This window comes from Cryobacterium sp. Hh38, assembly GCF_004403235.1.
GTDB lineage: Bacteria > Actinomycetota > Actinomycetes > Actinomycetales > Microbacteriaceae > Cryobacterium > Cryobacterium levicorallinum.
Map to the genome: position 1 here is coordinate 1 of NZ_SOHD01000038.1, position 20311 is coordinate 20311.

Genomic DNA, 20311 nt, shown 5'->3' on the forward strand with positions numbered 1-20311 from the left:
GAACTTCGGCGACGGAAACACCGCCACCTCCCCGACCGGAGGCGCCAGCTGGGAAGCACTCGGACTTCCTGAATTCACCACCACCGACACCAGCCACAAGTACACGGCCCAGGGCACCTACTCCATCGTCCTCACCATCGAATACCAAGCCGACTACAGCTTCGGCGACCAAGGCTGGCGCCCAGTCGACGGCACCATCACCATGCCCTCAGCCCCATTCACCGTCATGGCCGCAAACGAATCCACCGTACTCGTCGCCGAAGACTGCCTCACCAACCCCCACGGCCCCGGCTGCTGACCACAGCGGCGCGACTCCCTCCGCCTGACCGTGCAGCGGATGCTCGCCGAAACTGTCCCGGCCAACTCTGGCCCCATCGTTCTTGCGACATGCCATCTTTTGCCCCATGGCGAGGTCCCCAGGGGCTCGCGAAGGGGCCAAAGGTGGCACGTCACCTTCGAACCCACCCGGTCAAGGGGAAAAGTGGCACCTCACGCACGTCGGGCGGGTAGGCAGGCGCACAGTGACGACGAGACGCCACCGCAACCCAATTGGTGACGACTTGAGATCGGACAGCGAGGCGGCGAACAGCCAGCCCGCTAACGGCGCAGGTAGTCCCGGGCCGGGGAGCCCACGTAGAGCTGCTGCGGGCGACCGATCTTGGTGGCCGGATCCTCGTTCATTTCACGCCAGTGCGCGACCCAGCCAGGCAACCGACCGATCGCGAAGAGCACGGTGAACATGCGGGTCGGAAAGCCCATCGCCTTGTAGATGACGCCGGTGTAGAAGTCGACGTTGGGGTACAGACGACGTTCCTTGAAGTAGTCGTCGCTCAGCGCAATGTGCTCGAGTTCCTGCGCGATGTCGAGCAGGTCGTCCTTGACGCCGAGAGCCGCGAGCACCTCGTGGGCGCTCTCCTTGACCAGGGTGGCGCGCGGGTCGTAGTTCTTGTAGACCCGGTGGCCGAAGCCCATCAGCTTCACGCCGTGCTCTTTGTTCTTGACGCGTTCGACGTACTTCTCGACGCCCTGACCGGATGCCTGGATCTCGCCGAGCATCGCGAGCACTGCTTCGTTGGCGCCACCGTGCAGCGGACCGAACAGGGCGTTAATGCCGGCCGAAACGGACGCGAACAGGTTGGCCTCGGTCGAACCGACCAGGCGCACCGTCGAGGTGCTCGCGTTCTGCTCGTGGTCTTCGTGCAGCATGAGCAGGCGTTCAAGCGCCTTGCTGACGACCGGGTTGACCTCGTACGGTTCGGCCATGTTGCCGAAGTTGAGCTTGAGAAAGTTGTCGACGAAGCTCAGCGAGTTATCGGGGTAGAGAAACGCCTGCCCAATGCTCTTCTTGTGCGCGTAGGCGGCCATGACCGGCAGCTTGGCCAGCAGACGGATGGTCGAGATCTCGACCTGCTCCGGATCCTTCGGGTCGAGCGAATCCTGATAGAACGTCGACAGTGCCGAGACGCCGGACGCGAGAACGCTCATCGGGTGGGCCTTGTGCGGCAGGGAGTCGAAGAAGCGGCGCATGTCTTCGTGCAGAAGAGTGTGGTGACGGATGCGATCGTCAAAGTTGGCGAGTTCACTCGCGCTGGGCAGCTCACCGTAGATGAGCAGCCAGGCCGTCTCGAGAAAGTTCGAGTTCTTGGCGATCTGTTCGATCGGATACCCGCGATAGCGCAGGATGCCGGCATCGCCGTCGATGTAGGTGATCGCGGAGCGGGTGGCCGCCGTGTTCACGAAGCCGTAGTCCAGCGTGGTGAGGCCGGTCTTCTTGGTCAGGGTTGAGATGTCGATGCTCGACACGCCGTCCACGCTGGTCAGGATCGGGAACTCTGCGCTGCCGCCGGGAAAGGTAAGCGTGACCTTGTTGGGGTCAGCGCTCATCGGTTCGCCGGTTGTAATGTGCTGCGCAACGTCGGTCACGGAACCTCCTCGGGTCTCACTGACGGATGAAATGTGGCGACGCGTCACTGAGTCGGCACTTTAACTTACTGCCGTGGTCGACTCCGCCGCGACTACAGCCTAATCTGCCCGGCCGCCTACTGTTGCATCAGCTAAGAGTTCGGGCGGTTCGTTGGTGATCATCCACAGGTCAGGCGCGCAAGCGAGCAGCAGCTGCGGCGATACGTTCGTCGGTCGCGGTCAGCGAGAACCGTATGTGCTCGGGGTAGGCGTCACCATAGAACGGGCCGGGGCCGGCGAGGATCCCGAGGGAGGCCATCCGTTCGATGGATTGCCAGGCTGGTCGGCCCTCGGTCGCCCACAGATACAGGCCGGCCTCGCTGCGGTCGATTCGAAAACCGGCCTGTTCGAGCGCCGGCCGGAGCACAACGCGGCGCGCTCGATAGCGTTCCTTTTGCGCGGCGACGTGCTCGTCGTCGCCGAGGGCAGCGATCATGGCAGCCTGCAGCGGTGCCGGCAGCATGAGTCCGGCGTGCTTGCGCACGGTGAGCACCCGGCCCAGCACGTCGCTGTCACCGGCCGCGAAGGCCGCACGGTACCCGGCCATGTTGGACTGTTTGCTCAGGGAATAGATCGCGACGATCTTGCGCTGATCCCCCTCGATGACGCGGGGGTCAAGAATGCTCGGGATCGGTTCGGTGTCATACGGGGCGTCCCAGCCGAGTTCGGCGTAGCACTCGTCGTTCACGATCACGGCGTCGAGTTCGCGCGCGCGGTCGACGGCGGCGCGCAGCTCGTCGACCGAGAGTACCCGCCCGTCGGGGTTGCCCGGGCTGTTCAGCCAGATCAACTTGGTCGAGTCCGGCCATTCGGCAGGGTCGTCGGCGGCCAGGGGCGTGGCGCCCGCGATCGCGGCGCCGATCGCGTAGGTCGGGTAGGCGGCAAGCGGATGCACGATCGTGTCACCCTCGCCGACGCCGAGCATGAACGGCATGAGCGCGACGAGTTCCTTGGAACCGATCGTGGGCAGCACGTTGTTCGACTCCAGGCCGGTCACCCCGCGGCGCCGGGCATACCAAGCGATGATCGCCTGCTGCAGGGCGGGCGTGCCGACGGTCTGCGGGTAGGCGTGGGCATCCGTCGCCGCGCGCAGCGACTGCTGCACCACGTGGGGCGTTGCATCGACCGGCGAACCGATCGACAGGTCGACGATTCCATCGGGGTGCTGCCGGGCCTGAGCGGCAAACGGCACCATCTGGTCCCAGGGGTAATCCGGGAGCGGCTTCAGCACGAAGACCGCTTAGTGCTGAACCTGCGGCGGCACCGCGGAGATGATGGGGTGGTCCTTGGCGAGCACGCCGACCTTGGCCGCGCCGCCCGGGGAGCCGAGGTCGTCGAAGAATTCGACGTTGGCCTTGTAATAATCGGCCCACTGTTCGGGCAGGTCGTCTTCGTAGTAGATGGCCTCGACCGGGCAGACCGGTTCGCAGGCGCCGCAGTCGACGCACTCATCGGGGTGAATATAGAGGGAGCGTTCGCCCTCATAAATGCAGTCCACCGGGCATTCGTCGATGCAGGCACGATCTTTCACATCGACGCACGGAAGAGCGATCACATACGTCACAGGCTTGGGATTCCCTTCGAGAGCGGACTCCTGATTCTACGCCCCACCGCCCTGGTGCGGCGCCCGGAGGCGCGGCGGCAGCTTCGGCCAGGCCAGCACAAAGGCCGCGATCAATGCCGGAACCACGGTCCACAAGGTTCCCGGCAAACCCGCAGGCACGAGCACCGACCCCCCGGAACCGCGCAGCGACAGCACGAAAATGGTCACCAGCAGCCCGGTAGCGGCCAGCCCGACGACGAACCGGTCGCCGATCACGAGGCGCAGGCCGAGCAACAGCGCAGCGATCGCCACGAACGCGATCGTCAGTCCGATCGGCAGCGCGATGCCGAACAGCGTGAGCGTGGCCTGGTGCGCGATGGTTCCCAACACACCAAAGAGGATGCCCACGAGCAGGCCGCCGAGGCCGGCCAGCGATCGGTTCGCGAGAGTGAGGCGAGCGGGCCGGGAGGCGAGCTGCGGCGGGGCGGGGTAAGGGGCATTCGTTTGCAGAAACGTTTCGGTGTCGGTGATCACGTCGGTCGTGCCGTCGACCAGGTCGCGCCTGTGGTCGGTGACGTTCCAGCGCGCGGGAAAATGCGTCAGCGCCCGCAGCTTCTGCTCGAGCTGAGCGCCCACGTCGATCGCCACGAGGCGCTGTCCGGGCGACTGTCGCACCGTTCGGGCCAGAAACACGGGCAGGCCGGCCGCGTGTGCGGCCACGGTCGCGGCGTCGCGCAGAACATCGTCAACGGCGCCGACGACCAGGGCGGTCGCACCGAGTTCATCGATTTCGTTGTGCAGAGCGCTGCTGGGCTCCAGCCCGCGCGGCAGCTCATGCCAGCTGCGCGCGCTAAGCGCGGCCAGCGCGGCCTGCACCGCTGCGGCATCCGTTTCGGTCAGCGTTGTGGCGTAGAGCACGACGACCCTCGCCCCGTCGGCGCGCAATCGGGCAATCGTGCCGCCGGTCAGCGCGGATTCGTCGCCCGGTCGGTCATGCACGAACAGGATCCGCTCACCGCTGCCGGACATGACCATGGGCGCACGCACCGTTTCTGCTCTGCTGGCTATTGATTACGGGCTCAGAATCCAATCGTAACTAGACACGGTCACGATCCACGGGCTAGAGTCAGATTCGGTAAGGTTAGCCTTACCAAAATCGACGCCCGAACCCGACGAGGAACCCCTGTGCTCGCAAACTACCTGATCGGCCTGCGCGAAGGCCTTGAGGCCGCGCTGATCGTGACAATTCTCATCGCCTACGTCGTGAAAATCGGTCGCCGTGACGTGCTGCCGCGCATCTGGCTCGGTGTGGCCCTGGCCGTGCTGCTCGCCCTCGGCATCGGCGCGCTGCTGACCTTCGGCACCTACGGGCTGTCGTTCACCGCACAGGAGACCATCGGCGGCGTGCTCTCGATCGTCGCGACCGGGCTGGTGACCTGGATGGTGTTCTGGATGCTGCGCACCGCACGCGACCTCAAGGGCCACCTGCAGGGCAACATCGACAAACACCTCGTCGGTGCAGGCCTCGGACTCGTGCTCGTGGCATTCCTTGCCGTCGGCCGGGAGGGCATCGAAACGGCCCTGTTCATCTGGGCGGCCGTGCAGGCCACCGGCGCCACGACCCTGCCGCTGTTCGGTGCTGCGCTCGGTATCCTGACGGCAATCGGCCTCGGCGCTCTGATCTACGCCGGCATGCTCAAGATCAACCTGGCGAAGTTCTTCACCTATACCGGCGCCATCCTCATCGTCGTGGCGGCTGGTGTGCTTTCCTACGGCGTGCACGACCTGCAGGAGGCCGGCCTACTGCCCGGGCTGCACGCCCTCGCCTTCAATGTGAGCGCCGCCGTGCCTCCGGACAGCTGGTACGGCACGCTGCTCAAGGGCACCCTGAACTTCTCCCCCGCCACCACCTGGCTGGAGATGTTCGCCTGGCTGGCCTATGCCGTGCCCACCCTGACGGTGTTCATCAGAAAGAGCCGTCACGGCCGCCCGAGCGCCCGCCCGGCCCTGGCTCTACCAACCGCACCGGCGCCCACGCCCGTCGCCGCGCACTAACTCTTCTCGCCCAGCTCAAAGGATCTCCATGCCCCGTGTCTTACGTTCCGCCAGCCTGCTCGGCCTCGGCGTTCTCGGTATCGGCCTGCTGAGCGGCTGCGTCGCCAACAGCCCGGCGGCCACCCACACCGCGCTCACGGTGGACAGCAGCGCGACCGACTGCGCGGTGAGCGCGAACGAGGCGCCGACCGGCAGCATCCGTTTCTCGGTCACCAATTCCGGTGACCAGGTGACCGAGTTCTACCTGCTGGCCGCAGACGGCCTGCGCATCGTGGGTGAGGCGGAGAATATCGGTCCAGGACTCACCCGCGACCTGGTCGTGGAGCTCGCCGAGGGCAGCTACTTCACCGCCTGCAAACCGGGCATGACCGGCGACGGCGTCGGCAAGGCCGAGTTCACCGCCACCAAAACGGATGCCGCCGCCACCGTCGACGTCGACCTCGTCACCCAGATCGATACCTCGAACACAAACTACGCCTCCTACGTAAGCGACCAGATCGACCAACTCGTCACCGGCACCGACGCGTTCGCCGCCGCCTATTCAGCCGGGGACGACGACACCGCCCGCAGCCTGTACGCCTCCACCCGGGTGCACTGGGAGCGCGTCGAAACCATCGCCGAATCGTTCGGCGACCTCGACCCCAAGCTCGACCTGCGCGAAGCCGACCTCGAAGAGGGCCAAAACTGGACCGGCTGGCACGCCATCGAGAAGGATCTCTGGCCGCAAGACGCTGAGGCGGGTTTCGTGGCCTACACCGCCGAGAAGCGTGCGGCGCTCACCGAGCAGCTCGTCGCCGACACCGCCACCCTGCACGAGAAGGTGCAGGGCCTCACGTTCACCCTGTCGCAGCAGACCAACGGGGCCATCGGCCTGCTCGACGAGGTCGCCACCGGCAAGGTCACCGGCGAGGAAGAAGCCTGGTCGCACACCGACCTCTGGGATTTCCAGGCCAACGTCGACGGCGCCAAAGTGCTTTACGACGGGGTGCGACCGATACTGCTCAAAACGGATGCCGACCTGGCCGCTGCGCTCGACACCGAGTTCGGTTCGCTGCAGACACTGCTCGACGCCCAACGCGTTGATGAGGGCTTCAGGCTCTACACCGACCTCACTCCGGCCGAGATTCGCGCCCTCGCCGACCAGGTCAACGCGCTCGGCGAGCCGCTCAACCAGCTCACGGCCGCGCTCGTGTTGTGACGGGCTGGACCGGTTCTAAGCGGGCAGAATCCAGCGAGGCCGGGTCCACCAAACCGGCCGGCACAGCACGAGGCCTCTCCCGGCGCGGGCTACTCGGCCTCGCCGGGGCCAGCGTCGCCGGCATCGGGCTGGGCGCAGCCGGGGACCGGGTGGCGCTGGCGGCGTCGGCGTCGCCGGGTGAGGCATCCGCTTCGGCGGTCTACCCGTTCTATGGCAGCCACCAGGCCGGCATTGTCACGCCCGCCCAGGATCGCCTGCACTTTGCCGCGTTCGACGTCTCGGCGGGCGTGACGCGAGCCGAGCTGATCGAGCTGCTCCAGGACTGGACGGTCGCGGCGGCCGCGATGTGCGCCGGAGCGGATATCGGCGAGTACGGCGCCGTCAGCGGCCCCTACGATGCCCCACCCGAGGACACCGGTGAGGCGCAGGGGCTGCCCACGGCCGGCCTTACGATCACGTTCGGCTTCGGTCCGACCCTGTTTGAAACAGCGGATGGCGTCGATCGCTTCGGCATCATCGCCCGCCGCCCGGCCAATCTGACGCCGCTTCCGCACTTTCCCGGGGACGACCTCGATGCCGGCCGAAGCGACGGAGACCTGTGCATCCAGGCCTGTTCCAATGATCCGCAGGTGGCCGTGCACGCCATTCGCAATCTGTCCCGCATCGCCTTCGGCCGGGCGGCCCTGCGCTGGTCCCAGCTCGGATTCGGACGAACCTCATCGACATCAACGGCCCAGGCCACCCCGCGCAACCTGTTCGGATTCAAGGACGGCACCGCCAACATAAAGGCCGAGGAGCCCGCGGTCGTCACCGACCAGGTCTGGGTGTCCGCGGACGACGGGCCCGCCTGGCTGACCGGCGGCTCCTACCTGGTGGCGCGGCGAATCCGGATGACCATTGAAACCTGGGATCGCACGATTCTTCGCGAGCAGGAGGCGGTGTTCGGCCGCACCAAGGGTGCCGGTGCTCCGCTGTCAGGCGGAACCGAGTTCAGCGAGCCAGATTTCACTCTGGCCGGCCGCGAGAATGAGCCGCTCATCGGTGCTGCAGCACACGTGCGGCTCGCGCATCCGACCCAGAACCACGGCATGAAGCTGCTGCGTCGTGGCTACAACTTCGTCGACGGCAACGATGACCTGGGGCGGCTCGAGGCCGGTCTTTTCTTCATCAGCTTTCAGCGGTCTCCGGCACAGTTCACCGCGGTGCAGCTCAACCTGGCCAAGCACGATGCGCTCAACGAGTACATTCGGCACGTCGGGAGCGCGCTGTTCGCGGTGCCAGCCGGGGCAAGCCCAGGGAGCTGCGTAGGCGCGGCTCTGTTCGCCTAAAAGGACTCAAAGACAAGAGACTCAAAGACACAAAGAGTGGGTGCGCAACCAAGCCGAGTTTCGGGGCCATTTGAACGATTTTTGGGGCCAAGATTCACGGGTCGGCGAGGATTAATGCGGGAAGCCCCCGCAGCCGAGGCTGCGAGGGCTTCTGCGAGAAAGCAGATGCGAGTTAGTTCGCGTCCATCTTCTTCACGCGCGAAACCTGGCGCGAGCGAGCGGATGCGGTGAGCTCGACCTTGCGAATACGCACGGCGGCGGGGGTGACCTCGACGCACTCGTCTTCACGGGCGAATTCGAGGCACTGCTCAAGCGAGAGCTGCTTGGGCGGTGTCATCGACTCGAACGTGTCGGAGCTGGACTGACGCATGTTGGTCAGTTTCTTTTCCTTGGTGATGTTCACGTCCATGTCGTCGGCGCGCGAGTTCTCGCCGATGACCATGCCTTCGTAGACCTCGGAGGTCGGCTGCACGAAGAACGACATGCGCTCCTGCAGGTTGATGATCGCGAACGGGGTGACCGCTCCCGAACGGTCGGCCACGATGGAACCGTTCGTGCGGGTGTTGATGGTGCCAGCCCAGGGCTCGTAGCCGTGCAGGATCGCGTTGGCGATACCGGTACCGCGCGTGTCGGTGAGGAACTGCGTGCGGAAGCCGATCAGGCCGCGCGATGGAACGATGAATTCCATGCGAACCCAGCCGGTGCCGTGGTTCGCCATGTTCTCCATGCGACCCTTGCGGGCGGCGAGCAGCTGCGTGATGGCGCCGAGGTACTCTTCCGGAGCGTCAATGGTGAGGTGCTCGAAGGGCTCGTGCACCTTGCCGTCGACGCGCTTCACAACTACCTGCGGCTTGCCGACGGTGAGCTCGAAGCCCTCACGACGCATCTGCTCGACCAGGATGGCGAGGGCCAGTTCTCCACGACCCTGAACCTCCCAGGCGTCCGGGCGTCCGATGTCGACGACCTTGAGCGAGACGTTACCGACGAGTTCGCGGTCGAGGCGGTCCTTGACCATGCGGGCGGTGAGCTTGTGGCCCTTGACCTTGCCCATGAGCGGCGAGGTGTTGGTTCCGATGGTCATCGAGATGGCCGGGTCGTCAACCGTGATGGTCGGCAATGGGCGCACGTCGTCGGGGTCGGCGAGGGTCTCACCAATGGTGATGTTCTCGATACCGGCCACGGCCACGATGTCGCCGGGGCCGGCGCTCTCGGTCGGGTAGCGGTCCAGCGCCTTGGTGATGAGCAGCTCGGTGATCTTCACGTTGCTGACGGTGCCGTCCTGCTGCACCCAGGCCACGGTCTGGCCCTTCTTAATGGTGCCCTGGAAGATGCGCAGCAGCGCGAGGCGGCCGAGGAACGGCGAGGCGTCGAGGTTGGTGACGTGGGCCTGAAGCGGGTGCGTGTCATCGTAGGTCGGTGCCGGAATGTGCTTGAGGATCGCATCGAACAGCGGCTCGAGGTCATCGTTGTCGGGCAGCGTACCGTCTTCGGGCTTGTTCCAGCTGGCAGCACCGTTACGACCGGAGGCGTAGACGACGGGCACGTCGAGGACGGCATCGAGGTCGAGGTCGGGAAAGTCGTCGGCCATGTCGCTCGCGAGGCCGATGAGCAGGTCCTGGCTTTCGGCCACGACCTCATCGATGCGCGCGTCGGGGCGGTCGGTCTTGTTGACCAGGAGGATGACGGGAAGCTTGGCCTCCAGCGCCTTGCGGAGCACGAAGCGGGTCTGCGGCAGCGGGCCCTCGGAAGCGTCAACCAGCAGAACAACACCGTCGACCATGGACAGGCCACGTTCGACCTCACCACCGAAGTCAGCGTGGCCCGGGGTGTCGATCACGTTGATGGTGATGGGCCCCTCGGTGGCGTGGATGCCCTTGTACGAGACCGCCGTGTTCTTGGCGAGAATCGTGATGCCCTTTTCGCGCTCGAGTTCATTCGAGTCCATCGCGCGCTCTTCAACGTGTGAGTGGTCTGCGAAGGAGTCGGTCTGCTTGAGCATCGCGTCAACCAGCGTTGTCTTACCGTGGTCAACGTGAGCAACGATTGCAACATTTCGGAGGTTATTGCGTGTAGCAATCGCCATAAAAATAGATCCTTACGAAGAATGAGTGCCGCAGAGTCTCGCGCGCGACGAAGAATGGATACCAGGGGTCATAATGTGACCCAAAGTACTATCCTACCGTATGGTTTCGACGCTCCGGCGGGGTAACTAGTCACGCTCTTGGAGAAGGCCCTGCGTTTCCCTGACTCGCCGGGTTCTGACTGGTGCCAGGCGGTCGTGGTCAGGGCTGACCGGGGAGCCAGCTGTTGCCTGTAGGGGCGTCGAGTAGGACTTCGAACTCGATCACTGCCTGTTTCCTGACCGTGGACATCACGGAACGGATGACCACGATGTGTTCTGTGCCCGCGATTGAGCGTAGACATCCCGAGATTTTTTGGCGGAACTTGACCATTCTGATGTCGCGTTCGGCCTGATTGTTTCCGAACGAAACCGTGAAGTCGGTGGTGAAGCACAGCACGTCGGCTTGGTGCAGCCCCAACCTGATGAGCAGTCGTCGCGGCTCCGCTTGCATGATATGCTCCCCGGTTTTTGGGTGAACGAGGGCCGGAACTGTTCATCACCGGTCGTGACGATTTCCGCATATCTCTGCCGGACTGCTTTGAGTGCTCCGTTCAAGAGGCCGGTGTCTCTGCGGGCTTTAACCTCTTCAACCTGCCGATGCGTGGCGAAGAGGAATTCGCTCATCCGTTTCGCCCACCCCGCCTCTGGGTGTCTTCAGTGATTCTCTGTAACTCGCGGAGGTGGTGGGCGTTGCATAAACCATGGCTTGCGGCGGTGAAGGTCTTGTTGGGCTCCTACCCGTCGTGGACCATTACCCCGGTGAATGACTGCAGCACCCACCGTTCAACATGCCCGCCAGTCCCCGTTTCGGGGCGATATGGAACACGGGGTTCAGGAACAGATCGTTGAACACTGCCGCGGTGCGGGCAGCGTGCAGATAGTGCACGTTGATCAGGTAAGCGCAGACCGCGTGCAGCCTCGGCCCGTAGGACACCGCATATTTTACGTCAGCCGGGAACACGCCCGTGGTACCGATGTCACACCGGCACAGCTTCTCGATCCGTCGATGCTCGACAGTTTCCGCCCTGATCGGCGGGACGTCAACGACTTGCCGCTTCGCAGTGATGGTCCCGGTCACGCCACGCGATGAACTCCCACAGCCGCGGCAGCTGGTGGGTTTATAGCGGAGAACCGAGTCGGTATTGTCGTCATCGACCCGAAGCGCCACTGCAGCCGCCCTGTTTTCTCTGCGGTTTACCGGAAGATTCACGAAGCGATCGAGCCTTGCTGGCGGTCTTGCAGAAGCTGTCCGTCTTGGGCGGTTTCGAGCAGTTTATCGAGTTCTTATCCAGTCGGGAACCCAACGTTGCATTGTCTTGCTCGAGACGATCGACCCGTTTCTCCAATCGATCAACCGTCGCGTTGAACTCAGCCTGGTTACCAACGTTTTTTTCATTAGGTCGGCGACCGTGCGAAGTAACTCGCCATGCGAGGGAACCCTGACGATGACGTCATCGTTGCAGAGACAAAGTCCAAAATATTCTTGAATCGCCGATAACTGCAAAACCCACCACAGAGAACCTGACTTGTAACCCGACGGGATCCGCCGGCCGAGGCTCTCCCGTCAGTCGACCGCAGTGCGCATCAGGGCAAGTCGCAACTGCCGTCGATCACGCTGCGCGTCGGGGTCCGGCACGGGAATTGCCGCAATGAGTCGCTGGGTATACGGGTTCGCCGGTGCTCGCAGAACGTCGTCACGTGAACCGGTCTCCACGATCCTCCCCTTGTGCATGACGGCAATGCGGTCGGCCATGATGTCGATCACGGCGAGGTCGTGGCTGATGAACAGGCAGGCGAATTTCATCCTCTCCTGCAGTTCTTTGAGCAGTGTCAGGACTGTCGCCTGCACTGAAACATCCAGAGCGGATGTCGGCTCGTCAGCGACCAGCAGGAGCGGGCTCAGGCTCAGAGCCCTGGCGATACCGACCCGCTGCTTCTGTCCGCCAGACAATTCGTGCGGGTACCGGTTGCGGTACGACCGCGGCAGTTGCACGCTGTCCAGGAGCTCCTCGACCCGCAGGCCGAGAGCCTTTCCGCGCGCTTCACCCGCGAGCTTGAGCGGCTCACCAATGCTGTCGCCGATGGAGAGGCGCGGATTGAGTGAGGAGGACGGATCCTGGAACACGATTCCGACGCGGCGACGAAGCCCGCGCAAGTCCTTGCTCGAGGCATGGCTAATGTCGCGTCCGGTCACAATGAGCGAGCCCTCTGAAATGGGCTGCAGTCCGACGGCAGCTCGCCCGACGGTTGTTTTGCCCGATCCGGACTCGCCGACGAGGCCGAGAACCTCACCGGGGCTGATGCTCAGGGAGACGCGGTCAACGGCCTTGAACGCCTTGATCTTGCGGCGTTGACCGAACTCCACAGAAATATCGTCCATGCGCAGGGCTCCGTCGGGTGACACTGGCCGGTCGGTGCGTGTGGTCCGGTCGGTGGTCGTGACGGGGCCCTGTTCCAGGGCCTTCATGAGCGCGGCCGACACGTCGATGGCACCGGTCGCGTCGTCCGGGCCGAAACCGAACCCGAGACGGGGCACGGCCGCCAGCAACGCTCGCGTGTAAGGGTGCTTGGGGGCAGAGAAGATCTGATGCACCTCCCCCGCCTCTACGATCTCTCCGTCTTTCATGACCACGATGTCGTCGGCGAGGTCGGCGACGACACCCATGTCGTGGGTGATCAGCAGGACGGCACTATTGAGATTGTCGCGCAGGTCGCGCAGCAGCTCAAGGATCTCGGCCTGCACTGTGACGTCGAGTGCCGTGGTCGGCTCGTCGGCGATGAGCAGCATCGGGTCGCAGGACAACGCCTGTGCGATCATGGCCCGCTGCCGCTGACCACCGGAGAGCTGGTGCGGATAGGAGTTGTAAGCCTTCTCCGGGTCGGGCAATTCGACCATGGTGAGCAGTTCGATGGCTCGAACACGCGCGTCAATGGGGCGCATTCCGGTGTGCACCCGAAGCGTCTCAACGATCTGGAACCCGATCGTGAACACCGGGTTGAGCGCCGTCATGGGCTCCTGGAAGATTGCGGCGACCTTGGCTCCACGCACCTGCCGCATGTGGCCGGAGGTCAGGCCACGCAGTTCCTCGCCGTCGAGTTTGATACTGCCGGTCACTCGGGAGTTCCGGGGAAGCAGGTCGAGGATGGCCATCGAGCTCGCGCTCTTGCCCGATCCCGATTCGCCGACCACCGCGAGAATCTGACCGCGACGGATCGAGTACGAGAGGTTCTTCGCCGCCGGCACCCAGTCGCGTCCCACACCGAACTCAACGCCAACTTTGATCATTTCGAGCACCGGAGCGGTACCGGGCTTAGGAGCGGTTACTGAAATGTGAGTGTTCATTTGAGGACCTTCTTCTGGCGACGTGGGCGGAACCGGCGCTGACGCGGATCGAACGCGTCGCGCAGTCCGTCGCCAATGAAGTTGATGCAGAGGGCGAGCGTGATGATGAACAGGCCCGGCCACCAGAACAGCCAAGGCCGATGTGCGAACGACGATTGATTGTCGCTGATGAGTCGTCCGAGCGACACATCGGGCGGGCGCACGCCCAACCCGAGAAACCCGAGGGCAACCTCGAGCAGAATGGCGCCAGCCATCAACAGCGTCGCCGCAACGATGACCACGCCGATGGCGTTGGGGAGGATGTGTTTAAAGATGATGCGTGCGTCGGATGCCCCCGCAACGCGAGCGGCCTCGACGAACTCGCGCTCCCGCAGGGTGAAGAATTCACCGCGAACCAGTCGAGCCAGAGTCGTCCAGGTGAACAGACCGAGGAGAATTCCGAGGATGACCGGACCATCGATGGCACCTCCGAGCGTGCTCGCGATCGAGCCGACGAGGGCGCCGATCACGATCACCGGGATGATGATGATGAGATCGGTGAACCTCATCAAGATGGCGTCAATGACGCCGCGATAGTAGCCGGCAACGGCCCCAATGACGGTGCCAATCACAGTGGCCAGGATGCCCACAATGAACATGACCGTCAACGAATTTTGTATGCCGCGCATGGTCATGGCGAAATAATCCTTGCCAATACGGTCCTGGCCGAACGGATGTTCGCCGAGAAAGACGCCCTCACCCCCGAGCCATTGTGGCACCACAGACATAGTCGGCCGGCCGCCATCGATGAGCGGATTAAGCTGGTTATAGGTGAGGTGCCACCAACCCGGTATCGACCCGACACCAACCACTGACCACGACAGCACGGTGATGAACGCGACGATCAGGATCGAGACGAGCGCGATTTTGTGCTCAACGAACCGACCAAAGATCAGGCGGGCCTGACTGTGACCGACCTGTTCGGATTTCTTTTCCGTCTCGAGCACCTGCGTCATCAGTGGGTCCTCACTCTCGGGTCAAGCGCCGCATACGATAGATCCGCGATCAGGTTGGCGATCAATGCCACGATGGAGACCACCACGAAGTAGGCCATAACGGGGTTGGGGTCGACGTTGCTCAGTGAGCGGATAAAAAGTTGCCCCATTCCGCTAATGGCAAACACTTGTTCTGTGATGATCGCGCCGCCGATGATGGCGCCGATGTCCGCCGCAACGAGCGTCGCGAGCGGGATGAGGGCGTTGCGGAAGGCGTGTCGAACGATGACGGTTCGTTCGTCGAGCCCCTTCGCTCGGGCCGTTCTGATGTAGTCCTGGTCGAGCACGTCGAGCATGCCGGAGCGAACGTATCGGGTGTAACCGGCCAGTGAGATCAGCGTGAGCGAAATCGTGGGCAGCAGAAAATGCGTGAAGGTGTCGATCCCCATGATCCAGATGTCACCGTCCAGCGTCGGTGTGCTCGATCCGACCGTGGCGATGGGACGACCACCGATGGCGCGGTCAGCGCTGTACAGGGCCCAGGACTGCATGAAGCGATCAATGAGCAACAGCCCACCGGATAATACCGCGGTAATCGCGCCGATGCGCATGCTGACGGCGCGATCGTCGCCGCCGACGAGCCATCCGCTGGCCAGTCCCACCACGAGGGTGGCGACGGCGAGAATGCTGATCGTGGCCCAACTCGACATGTCGAACAGGTTCTGCAGGGTGAAGTAGGCGATGACGGCCAGGCCGGCGTTAATGAGGGCGGTGGTCATGGCGCGGCGGTCCTTGAACCCGGCAATGAGCCCGGTAACCAAAACCGCGACGCCGAACGCTGATACGGCGATCATCACCGCTCCAAGCCCCGGGTTGCGGAACCAGTCACTCAAGTTGAAGAACACCAGCAGTGCCGTGGTAGCCAGCCCGGAAATGACAAAGACGATTACGCGACGCCGCCGCGGACCGGCGACCATGGCCTGCCAGATGATTCCGGCAACCACGGCGATTCCCAGAATGGCTGGCAGGGAGATCACCGGTTGGGCCAGAAAGTCGTTGAAGCCGATCGCGAGGAATTCCTTGAGCAGGACAGCGATCCAAAAGGCCGGCATCGAAAACAGCAGAAAGATGATGAACGTGACCGAGTAGTCGAATCCGGTGTTGTGTCGCAGGGCCGAGACGATGCCGATCGTGATCCCAACGACGATCGCTAGGAGCGTGGCGCCCGTGATCAGCTGAATCGTGGAGTCCAGGGCCATCGGGATCAGGCCGGTGACCGGCTGATTGAGGATGTTCACGCCGAGATCGCAGGAATCAGCCATCGGGATGAGGCACTTTGCAGCTCCGGCAAGCCAGCCAAAATAGCGCAAGGGCGCCGGCACATCGAGGTTGAGTTGGTCGGAACGCAGCTGAATGAGCTGGGCCCGGTTGGGGTCGCGGCTGCCGCGAAGTTCCTCGAGCGGATCGCCCGAGAGCGCCGTCAGAATGTACATGATAAAAGATGCTCCGAGTAGGAGCAGGGCGGAGACGAAAACTCGCCTGACAATAAAGCTCAACATTGCTCTAATGAACCTCGCTTGGCCGGGTAGACGGAGCGACATCTTTGTCGTCCGTCGGTCTACGCATGGAAACGTGCAACCCCGCAAAGGGCGCGGGTCAGATCGGGGTCGAACACGAGCGGAAGGCAGGTGCGTCGGGGATCGTGATCCCCGACGCACCTATGTTATCTGCGCTGAGCTAGCTCAGTGGCATGAGTTGCCTACGAACGGATGCCGGAATCTGGTTACGCAGCCATCGTCCAATCCCAGAAGTTCCAGATCGGGCCAGTCTGCCAAGGGCTGTACTCAATACCGTCGACGTTCGGGCCAAAGGCAATCACGCCGGGCAGGATGTACATCGGAAGTCCGAAACCACCCGCCCAGAGCGCTTTCTCCACCCCAACCTGCAGTTCGACCTGAGTGTCGGCGTCGGTCGTCGCCAGGAGCTGGTCCATCAGGGCATCCGCTGCCGGGTCACTGAAGCCACCGAAGTTGCTGTCTGATGCGGAGTCGAACAACTGAGGAACGCCGAGCACTCCAGCACCGACGGTGCTCCAGCCGAAGATAAAGGCATCCCAGGTCTCGGGAAGTGCAAGGGCGTCGCCCCACTGGTCGGCCGGAAGGCCACCATCAACGACGATGAAACCGGCTTCAGCAGCCGAAGCCTGAATGGCCAGGAACGCGTCGACCCTGTTGGTGTTGGCGTTGCTGTAGGCCAGCCGAACTGTCGGTGTGGCACCGGCGAGCAACGCGGTAGCACCGGAAATGTCAACCGTGTCGTAGGCGTCTGAGCCGTTGGTCGAGGTGGCCTCGTCGTAGCCATTCACGCCCGGGAAGAAGATCTGAGAGTTGAGCAGTTCGGCTTCTGGGTCGAGCGGGCGAATGATCGCGTCGAGAATCTGTTCGCGCGGGATGGTCTTCAGGAAAGCCTCACGCACGTTGGCGTCAGCGAAAACTCCACCGGCCGCAAAGTTCAGGTCGACGTGGTCGTAGCTGCCGGTATCGCCGGTCAGCACCTTGACGCCGGTGAGAGCCTCAAGCGACGACAGCGTATCCGCCGATGCCTGTGGGTTGATGATGTCAACCTCACCGTTCTGCAGCGCCTGTACCTGAGCGTTCGCGTCGCCGATGAACCGCACGACGATCTGGTCGATGCCAACAGGCGACAGGTCGCCGGTGTAGGTGTCGTTGACGGAAAGAGTGACCGACTGTGCCGGGTCCCACGATGAGACCACGAACGGGCCGGACGACAGGTACAACGAAGAATCACTTGGGAGCGACGAAGTCGCGTAACCATTGTTCCAGAAATCAGCGACGGCCCGCAGGTCTGCGTTGGTCTCGACCGGAGCGTCGACGTTGCCCTCGGTTGCGGCTTCCAGAATAGCGATCATGCCATCCGGCTCGAAGCCGGCCTGCTCGGCCAGCACGTGCGCCGGAACGCTCATCGGTGAGAACAACGTCCAATCGGCATAGGGACCGGAGTAGGTGACGGTGATCGACTTGCCGTCATCTCCAACCTCGGGGAAAGCCATCTGGTCGAGGCCGGTCGTGCTGCCGGCCGGGCTGAAGTAGGTCGTGCCGACGGTGGCTTCAGCATCGGCGTCATCGAAGTAGCCGGACTGCGCGGCCCAGCCAAGGAGCATGTCATCGGCGTCGATGGATTCCCCGTCGGACCAGACAACGTCGTCATTGACGGTGTACTTGACCGACAGCGGGTCTTCAGAAAGGAGCTCGACCGTGCCGAACCCCTCGTCATAGACCAACGAAGCGGTGTCGTCGAGGTGAAAGAAGTCCCCCTGGGTGAAGTAGTCAAGCTGGTTGTTGATGTCGACGTTTCCGTCTGCCGTCCCGGTGTTGAACGAGCTGAGCTCGTTGACCTCGGCAATGCGCACGGTTCCGCCGGACTCCGCGGGCGTTTCGAGGTCATCAGTAGTGGTGCAACCCGCCAAGAAAAGCGAAGCGACACCCGCTATTGCGCCGGCCATGGCCAGGCGCTTTACGTGTGGTGTTGAAATGAACAAATTTTCCTCCTGTGCAGTGTGTGTGCAAATGACGGCCGCGCATTTTTTTTGTCGCGCCGCCGCCCTGGTGGTGCTTCGACCCTAGGGCGGCTGTAGTACGCCAAACGAGCAAGGTACGAAACGTTACACACTGGTAACTCAAAAACACGCTTTCTATGAATTATTCTCATAAAGAAGACAAAATATCTGTATATTGCTCACAAGCGCTCCCGTTTTGCGGGCGCGCTGAGATATAATACAGGCCGGTTTAGCGTTGCAGTCGGCGAGGCTTACGAACAGTTCGCACTTTCTGCACACTCTGCGACGAAAACCGATTTCGTCGCAGAAGCTAGAACACGCTCCAGGCTTGACTACTCGTCGATCCCCGCAGCCAGCAACTCGCGACGCAGCTCCCGGCGGGCGCGCTGTTCGGTCGGATCGGGGAGCGGTCGCGAGCAGCCGCTGGGTGTACGGGTGTTTCGGGTAGCGCAGATTCTCGTCTCGAGTGCCGGTTTTCACGATGCGGCCGTGGTGCATTACGGCAATTCGATCGGCGAGCACGTCGATGACCGCGAGGTCGTGGGTAATGAACAGGCAGGCGAAGTCCACCGGCTTCTGCAGCGACTGTATGAGTTGGAACACGTGAGCATGCACTGACACGTCGAGGGCGGTCGTGGGTTCGTCGGCGATGAGCAACTGCGGGTCCATAGGAGACGGATTAAGCGATCATGGCACGCTGACGTTGTCCACCGCTCAATCGGTGGGGGTAGGAGTTGAACGCCATCAGCAGATTAAGCTGTTCGACCATGTCGAGCAGCTCATGCGCGCGTCTTGGACTGCGAGGGGGATATGCCGAAGTGGGCACGCAGGGTCTCGATGATCTGAAACCCGATCGTGTCGACCGAGTTGAGCGCCGTCATCGGTTCCTGAAAGATCATCGCTATCTGGCCGCCGTGCACCGTGTGTATCTGAACGGGCTTCAGTTCCATGAGCTCACGGCTGTTGAGCTTGACGCTGCCAAAGATGCGGTTGTTTTCGGGGAGCAGGTCGAGAATACTCGTCTAGCTGGCGCTCTTTCCCGAGTCTGACCTGCCAACGATGGCGAACACGTTGCCCCGCTCGATCGAATAGTTCAGGCTGAGCGCGGCCGGCACCCAAACGTTATCGACGCCGAAGTGCACGGTGAGGTCGGTGACCTGCAGCACACGGCCAGACAACGCGGTCGTCGCCTCGTCGGCCATAAAATCCTGCCTTCATCGAAGCTGCTCGTGCGGTGGGTGCAATCAAAATCTGGCAGCATGGCTGCATGCCTGTCGCTTCCGACCCGAATGTTTTCTACTCGCGGTTCAACCGCATCATCGCCACCATCTTTGCCACGGTTGCCGCGCTCAGCGCGCTCAGTCTGTTCCTGCTGCCCACTACATCGAACCGCTGGCTCGCCGTTCCGGCCCTGTTCGTCATGCTGTTCGTCTGGGAGGTGCTTTGGCGGCCCGACTTGCAAGTGAGCGACGATGTCGTGACTATTCGCAATCCGCTGCGCACCATCGTGGTGCCGTGGGAGGCGCTCGTGCACGTCGACACCAAGTTCGCACTCACCCTTTACACGCCGGGGCACAAGTTCGCGGTCTACTGCGCCCCGGCGCCCGGCCGGAGCCAGACCAGCGCCGGACGTCATCAGACCATTGACCCGGTACCCTACGTCAGCGGCCCGCCGCGGCTCGGCGACCTGCTTGGAAGTGAGTCCGGCCAGGCGGCGCAACTGGTGCGCGCGCGCTGGGACGCGTTGCAGCGTAGCGGCCAGGTAGACAACGGCCTCGCAGCCCAGACCCCCGTTGCGGTCGTCTGGGCATGGGGGCGCTGCGGCGTGCTGGTGGCGGGCGCTGCGGCATCCGTTCTGGCGATATTTCTTGCCTAGCCTCTGGGAACAACGGGGTCGTGTCGAGGCCTGAGGTGCTGTCGCCGATCTCAAAGTATTGGGTGCCGGTGGTCACACGCACGGTGTCCGGGCCTGTCGTCGCGCTGTCATAGTATCCGGATCCGCTCGCCCAGGCAGAAATCATGTCATCCACTGTGAAAGGTTCGCCGTGCTGCGGCCGCAGGTCAAGCGCGATTAGCTAGGGCCAGAAAGAAGATCTATCATTTTTGCCAAAGAAATACCCGAACCGTTATGAAATTGCACCATTTTTTATCGTTCCAGTCGCGCATTCTGCACAAATCCCGCGTCTGCTCCGTGAGAACGAAGCGTTTC

18 protein-coding genes and 2 pseudogenes are annotated in these 20311 nt (G+C 63.1%); 5 read left to right on the forward strand and 15 right to left on the reverse strand.

What is annotated here, in order from left to right; translation table 11 throughout:
- Positions 1-298 (forward strand): annotated as a pseudogene (locus E3T41_RS17960) (hypothetical protein); the annotation flags it as partial.
- A gap of 299 nt (positions 299-597) precedes the next feature.
- Here the strand turns inward: E3T41_RS17960 and E3T41_RS13330 are convergent.
- The 4 genes from E3T41_RS13330 to E3T41_RS13345 all read right to left on the reverse strand — a co-directional run bounded on the left by E3T41_RS13330 (position 598) and on the right by E3T41_RS13345 (position 4540).
- Complete coding sequence (locus tag E3T41_RS13330; protein ID WP_092450446.1) at positions 598-1884, reverse strand: citrate synthase; 1287 nt, start codon at positions 1882-1884, stop codon at positions 598-600.
- A gap of 208 nt (positions 1885-2092) precedes the next feature.
- Positions 2093-3193, reverse strand: coding sequence for a succinyldiaminopimelate transaminase (gene dapC / locus E3T41_RS13335; protein ID WP_277871290.1), 1101 nt, complete (start codon positions 3191-3193; stop codon positions 2093-2095).
- A gap of 9 nt (positions 3194-3202) precedes the next feature.
- Positions 3203-3526, reverse strand: a complete 324-nt coding sequence (gene fdxA, locus E3T41_RS13340; RefSeq protein WP_092450266.1) for a ferredoxin — start codon at positions 3524-3526, stop codon at positions 3203-3205.
- 36 nt (positions 3527-3562) lie between these two features.
- Positions 3563-4540, reverse strand: coding sequence for a hypothetical protein (locus tag E3T41_RS13345; protein ID WP_092450268.1), 978 nt, complete (start codon positions 4538-4540; stop codon positions 3563-3565).
- Between the two features lie 150 nt (positions 4541-4690).
- On the opposite strand from E3T41_RS13345, the gene efeU reads away from it, so the two are divergent.
- From efeU to efeB, 3 genes are read left to right on the forward strand one after another with little or no spacing between them, the layout of a single operon-like run.
- The gene (gene efeU / locus E3T41_RS13350) at positions 4691-5560 is read left to right on the forward strand and encodes an iron uptake transporter permease EfeU (RefSeq protein WP_092450271.1); all 870 of its coding nucleotides are present in this window, start codon (positions 4691-4693) and stop codon (positions 5558-5560) included.
- Between the two features lie 28 nt (positions 5561-5588).
- Positions 5589-6758, forward strand: coding sequence for an iron uptake system protein EfeO (gene efeO / locus E3T41_RS13355; protein ID WP_104132113.1), 1170 nt, complete (start codon positions 5589-5591; stop codon positions 6756-6758).
- Positions 6755-8086 (forward strand): iron uptake transporter deferrochelatase/peroxidase subunit, encoded by a 1332-nt coding sequence (gene efeB / locus E3T41_RS13360; protein WP_134479030.1) that lies wholly within the window; start codon positions 6755-6757, stop codon positions 8084-8086. The genes efeO and efeB overlap by 4 nt, the downstream gene beginning before the upstream one ends.
- Before the next feature lie 172 nt (positions 8087-8258).
- Here the strand turns inward: efeB and typA are convergent, their stop codons facing one another.
- The 11 genes and pseudogenes from typA to E3T41_RS13405 all read right to left on the reverse strand — a co-directional run bounded on the left by typA (position 8259) and on the right by E3T41_RS13405 (position 19304).
- Positions 8259-10169, reverse strand: a complete 1911-nt coding sequence (typA, locus tag E3T41_RS13365; RefSeq protein ID WP_092450276.1) for a translational GTPase TypA — start codon at positions 10167-10169, stop codon at positions 8259-8261.
- A gap of 199 nt (positions 10170-10368) precedes the next feature.
- Positions 10369-10659, reverse strand: coding sequence for a transposase (locus E3T41_RS13370; protein WP_092450278.1), 291 nt, complete (start codon positions 10657-10659; stop codon positions 10369-10371).
- A gap of 300 nt (positions 10660-10959) precedes the next feature.
- A complete protein-coding gene (locus tag E3T41_RS13375) occupies positions 10960-11286 on the reverse strand; it encodes a hypothetical protein (protein WP_134479032.1) in 327 nt (108 codons plus the stop codon).
- A gap of 70 nt (positions 11287-11356) precedes the next feature.
- Positions 11357-11596, reverse strand: a pseudogene (locus E3T41_RS19075) (DUF6444 domain-containing protein); the annotation flags it as partial.
- A gap of 176 nt (positions 11597-11772) precedes the next feature.
- The gene (locus tag E3T41_RS13380) at positions 11773-13551 is read right to left on the reverse strand and encodes an ABC transporter ATP-binding protein (RefSeq protein ID WP_134479034.1); all 1779 of its coding nucleotides are present in this window, start codon (positions 13549-13551) and stop codon (positions 11773-11775) included.
- On the reverse strand, positions 13548-14546 hold the full coding sequence (locus E3T41_RS13385; RefSeq protein ID WP_092450284.1) for an ABC transporter permease: 999 nt from the start codon (positions 14544-14546) through the stop codon (positions 13548-13550). Before E3T41_RS13385 ends, E3T41_RS13380 begins: the two co-directional genes overlap by 4 nt.
- Positions 14546-16084 carry an ABC transporter permease gene (locus tag E3T41_RS13390; RefSeq protein WP_092450286.1) on the reverse strand — a complete coding sequence of 513 codons (1539 nt, stop codon included), beginning with the start codon at positions 16082-16084 and terminating at the stop codon, positions 14546-14548. Before E3T41_RS13390 ends, E3T41_RS13385 begins: the two co-directional genes overlap by 1 nt.
- A 224-nt stretch (positions 16085-16308) precedes the next feature.
- Positions 16309-18084 carry an ABC transporter family substrate-binding protein gene (locus tag E3T41_RS13395; protein WP_241991177.1) on the reverse strand — a complete coding sequence of 592 codons (1776 nt, stop codon included), beginning with the start codon at positions 18082-18084 and terminating at the stop codon, positions 16309-16311.
- 153 nt (positions 18085-18237) lie between these two features.
- Entirely contained in the window at positions 18238-18771 is a 534-nt protein-coding gene (locus E3T41_RS13400) for a hypothetical protein (RefSeq protein WP_134495622.1), read from the reverse strand.
- A gap of 110 nt (positions 18772-18881) precedes the next feature.
- On the reverse strand, positions 18882-19052 hold the full coding sequence (locus E3T41_RS17965; RefSeq protein WP_166787603.1) for a hypothetical protein: 171 nt from the start codon (positions 19050-19052) through the stop codon (positions 18882-18884).
- A 72-nt stretch (positions 19053-19124) separates the two neighbouring features.
- Positions 19125-19304: a hypothetical protein gene (locus E3T41_RS13405; protein WP_134479038.1), complete on the reverse strand. Its 180-nt coding sequence runs from the start codon at positions 19302-19304 to the stop codon at positions 19125-19127.
- A 65-nt stretch (positions 19305-19369) separates the two neighbouring features.
- Here E3T41_RS13405 and E3T41_RS13410 point away from each other — a divergent pair, with 65 nt between their 5' ends.
- On the forward strand, positions 19370-19978 hold the full coding sequence (locus E3T41_RS13410) for a PH domain-containing protein (protein WP_134479040.1): 609 nt from the start codon (positions 19370-19372) through the stop codon (positions 19976-19978).
- The last annotated feature ends 333 nt before the right edge of the window (positions 19979-20311 follow it).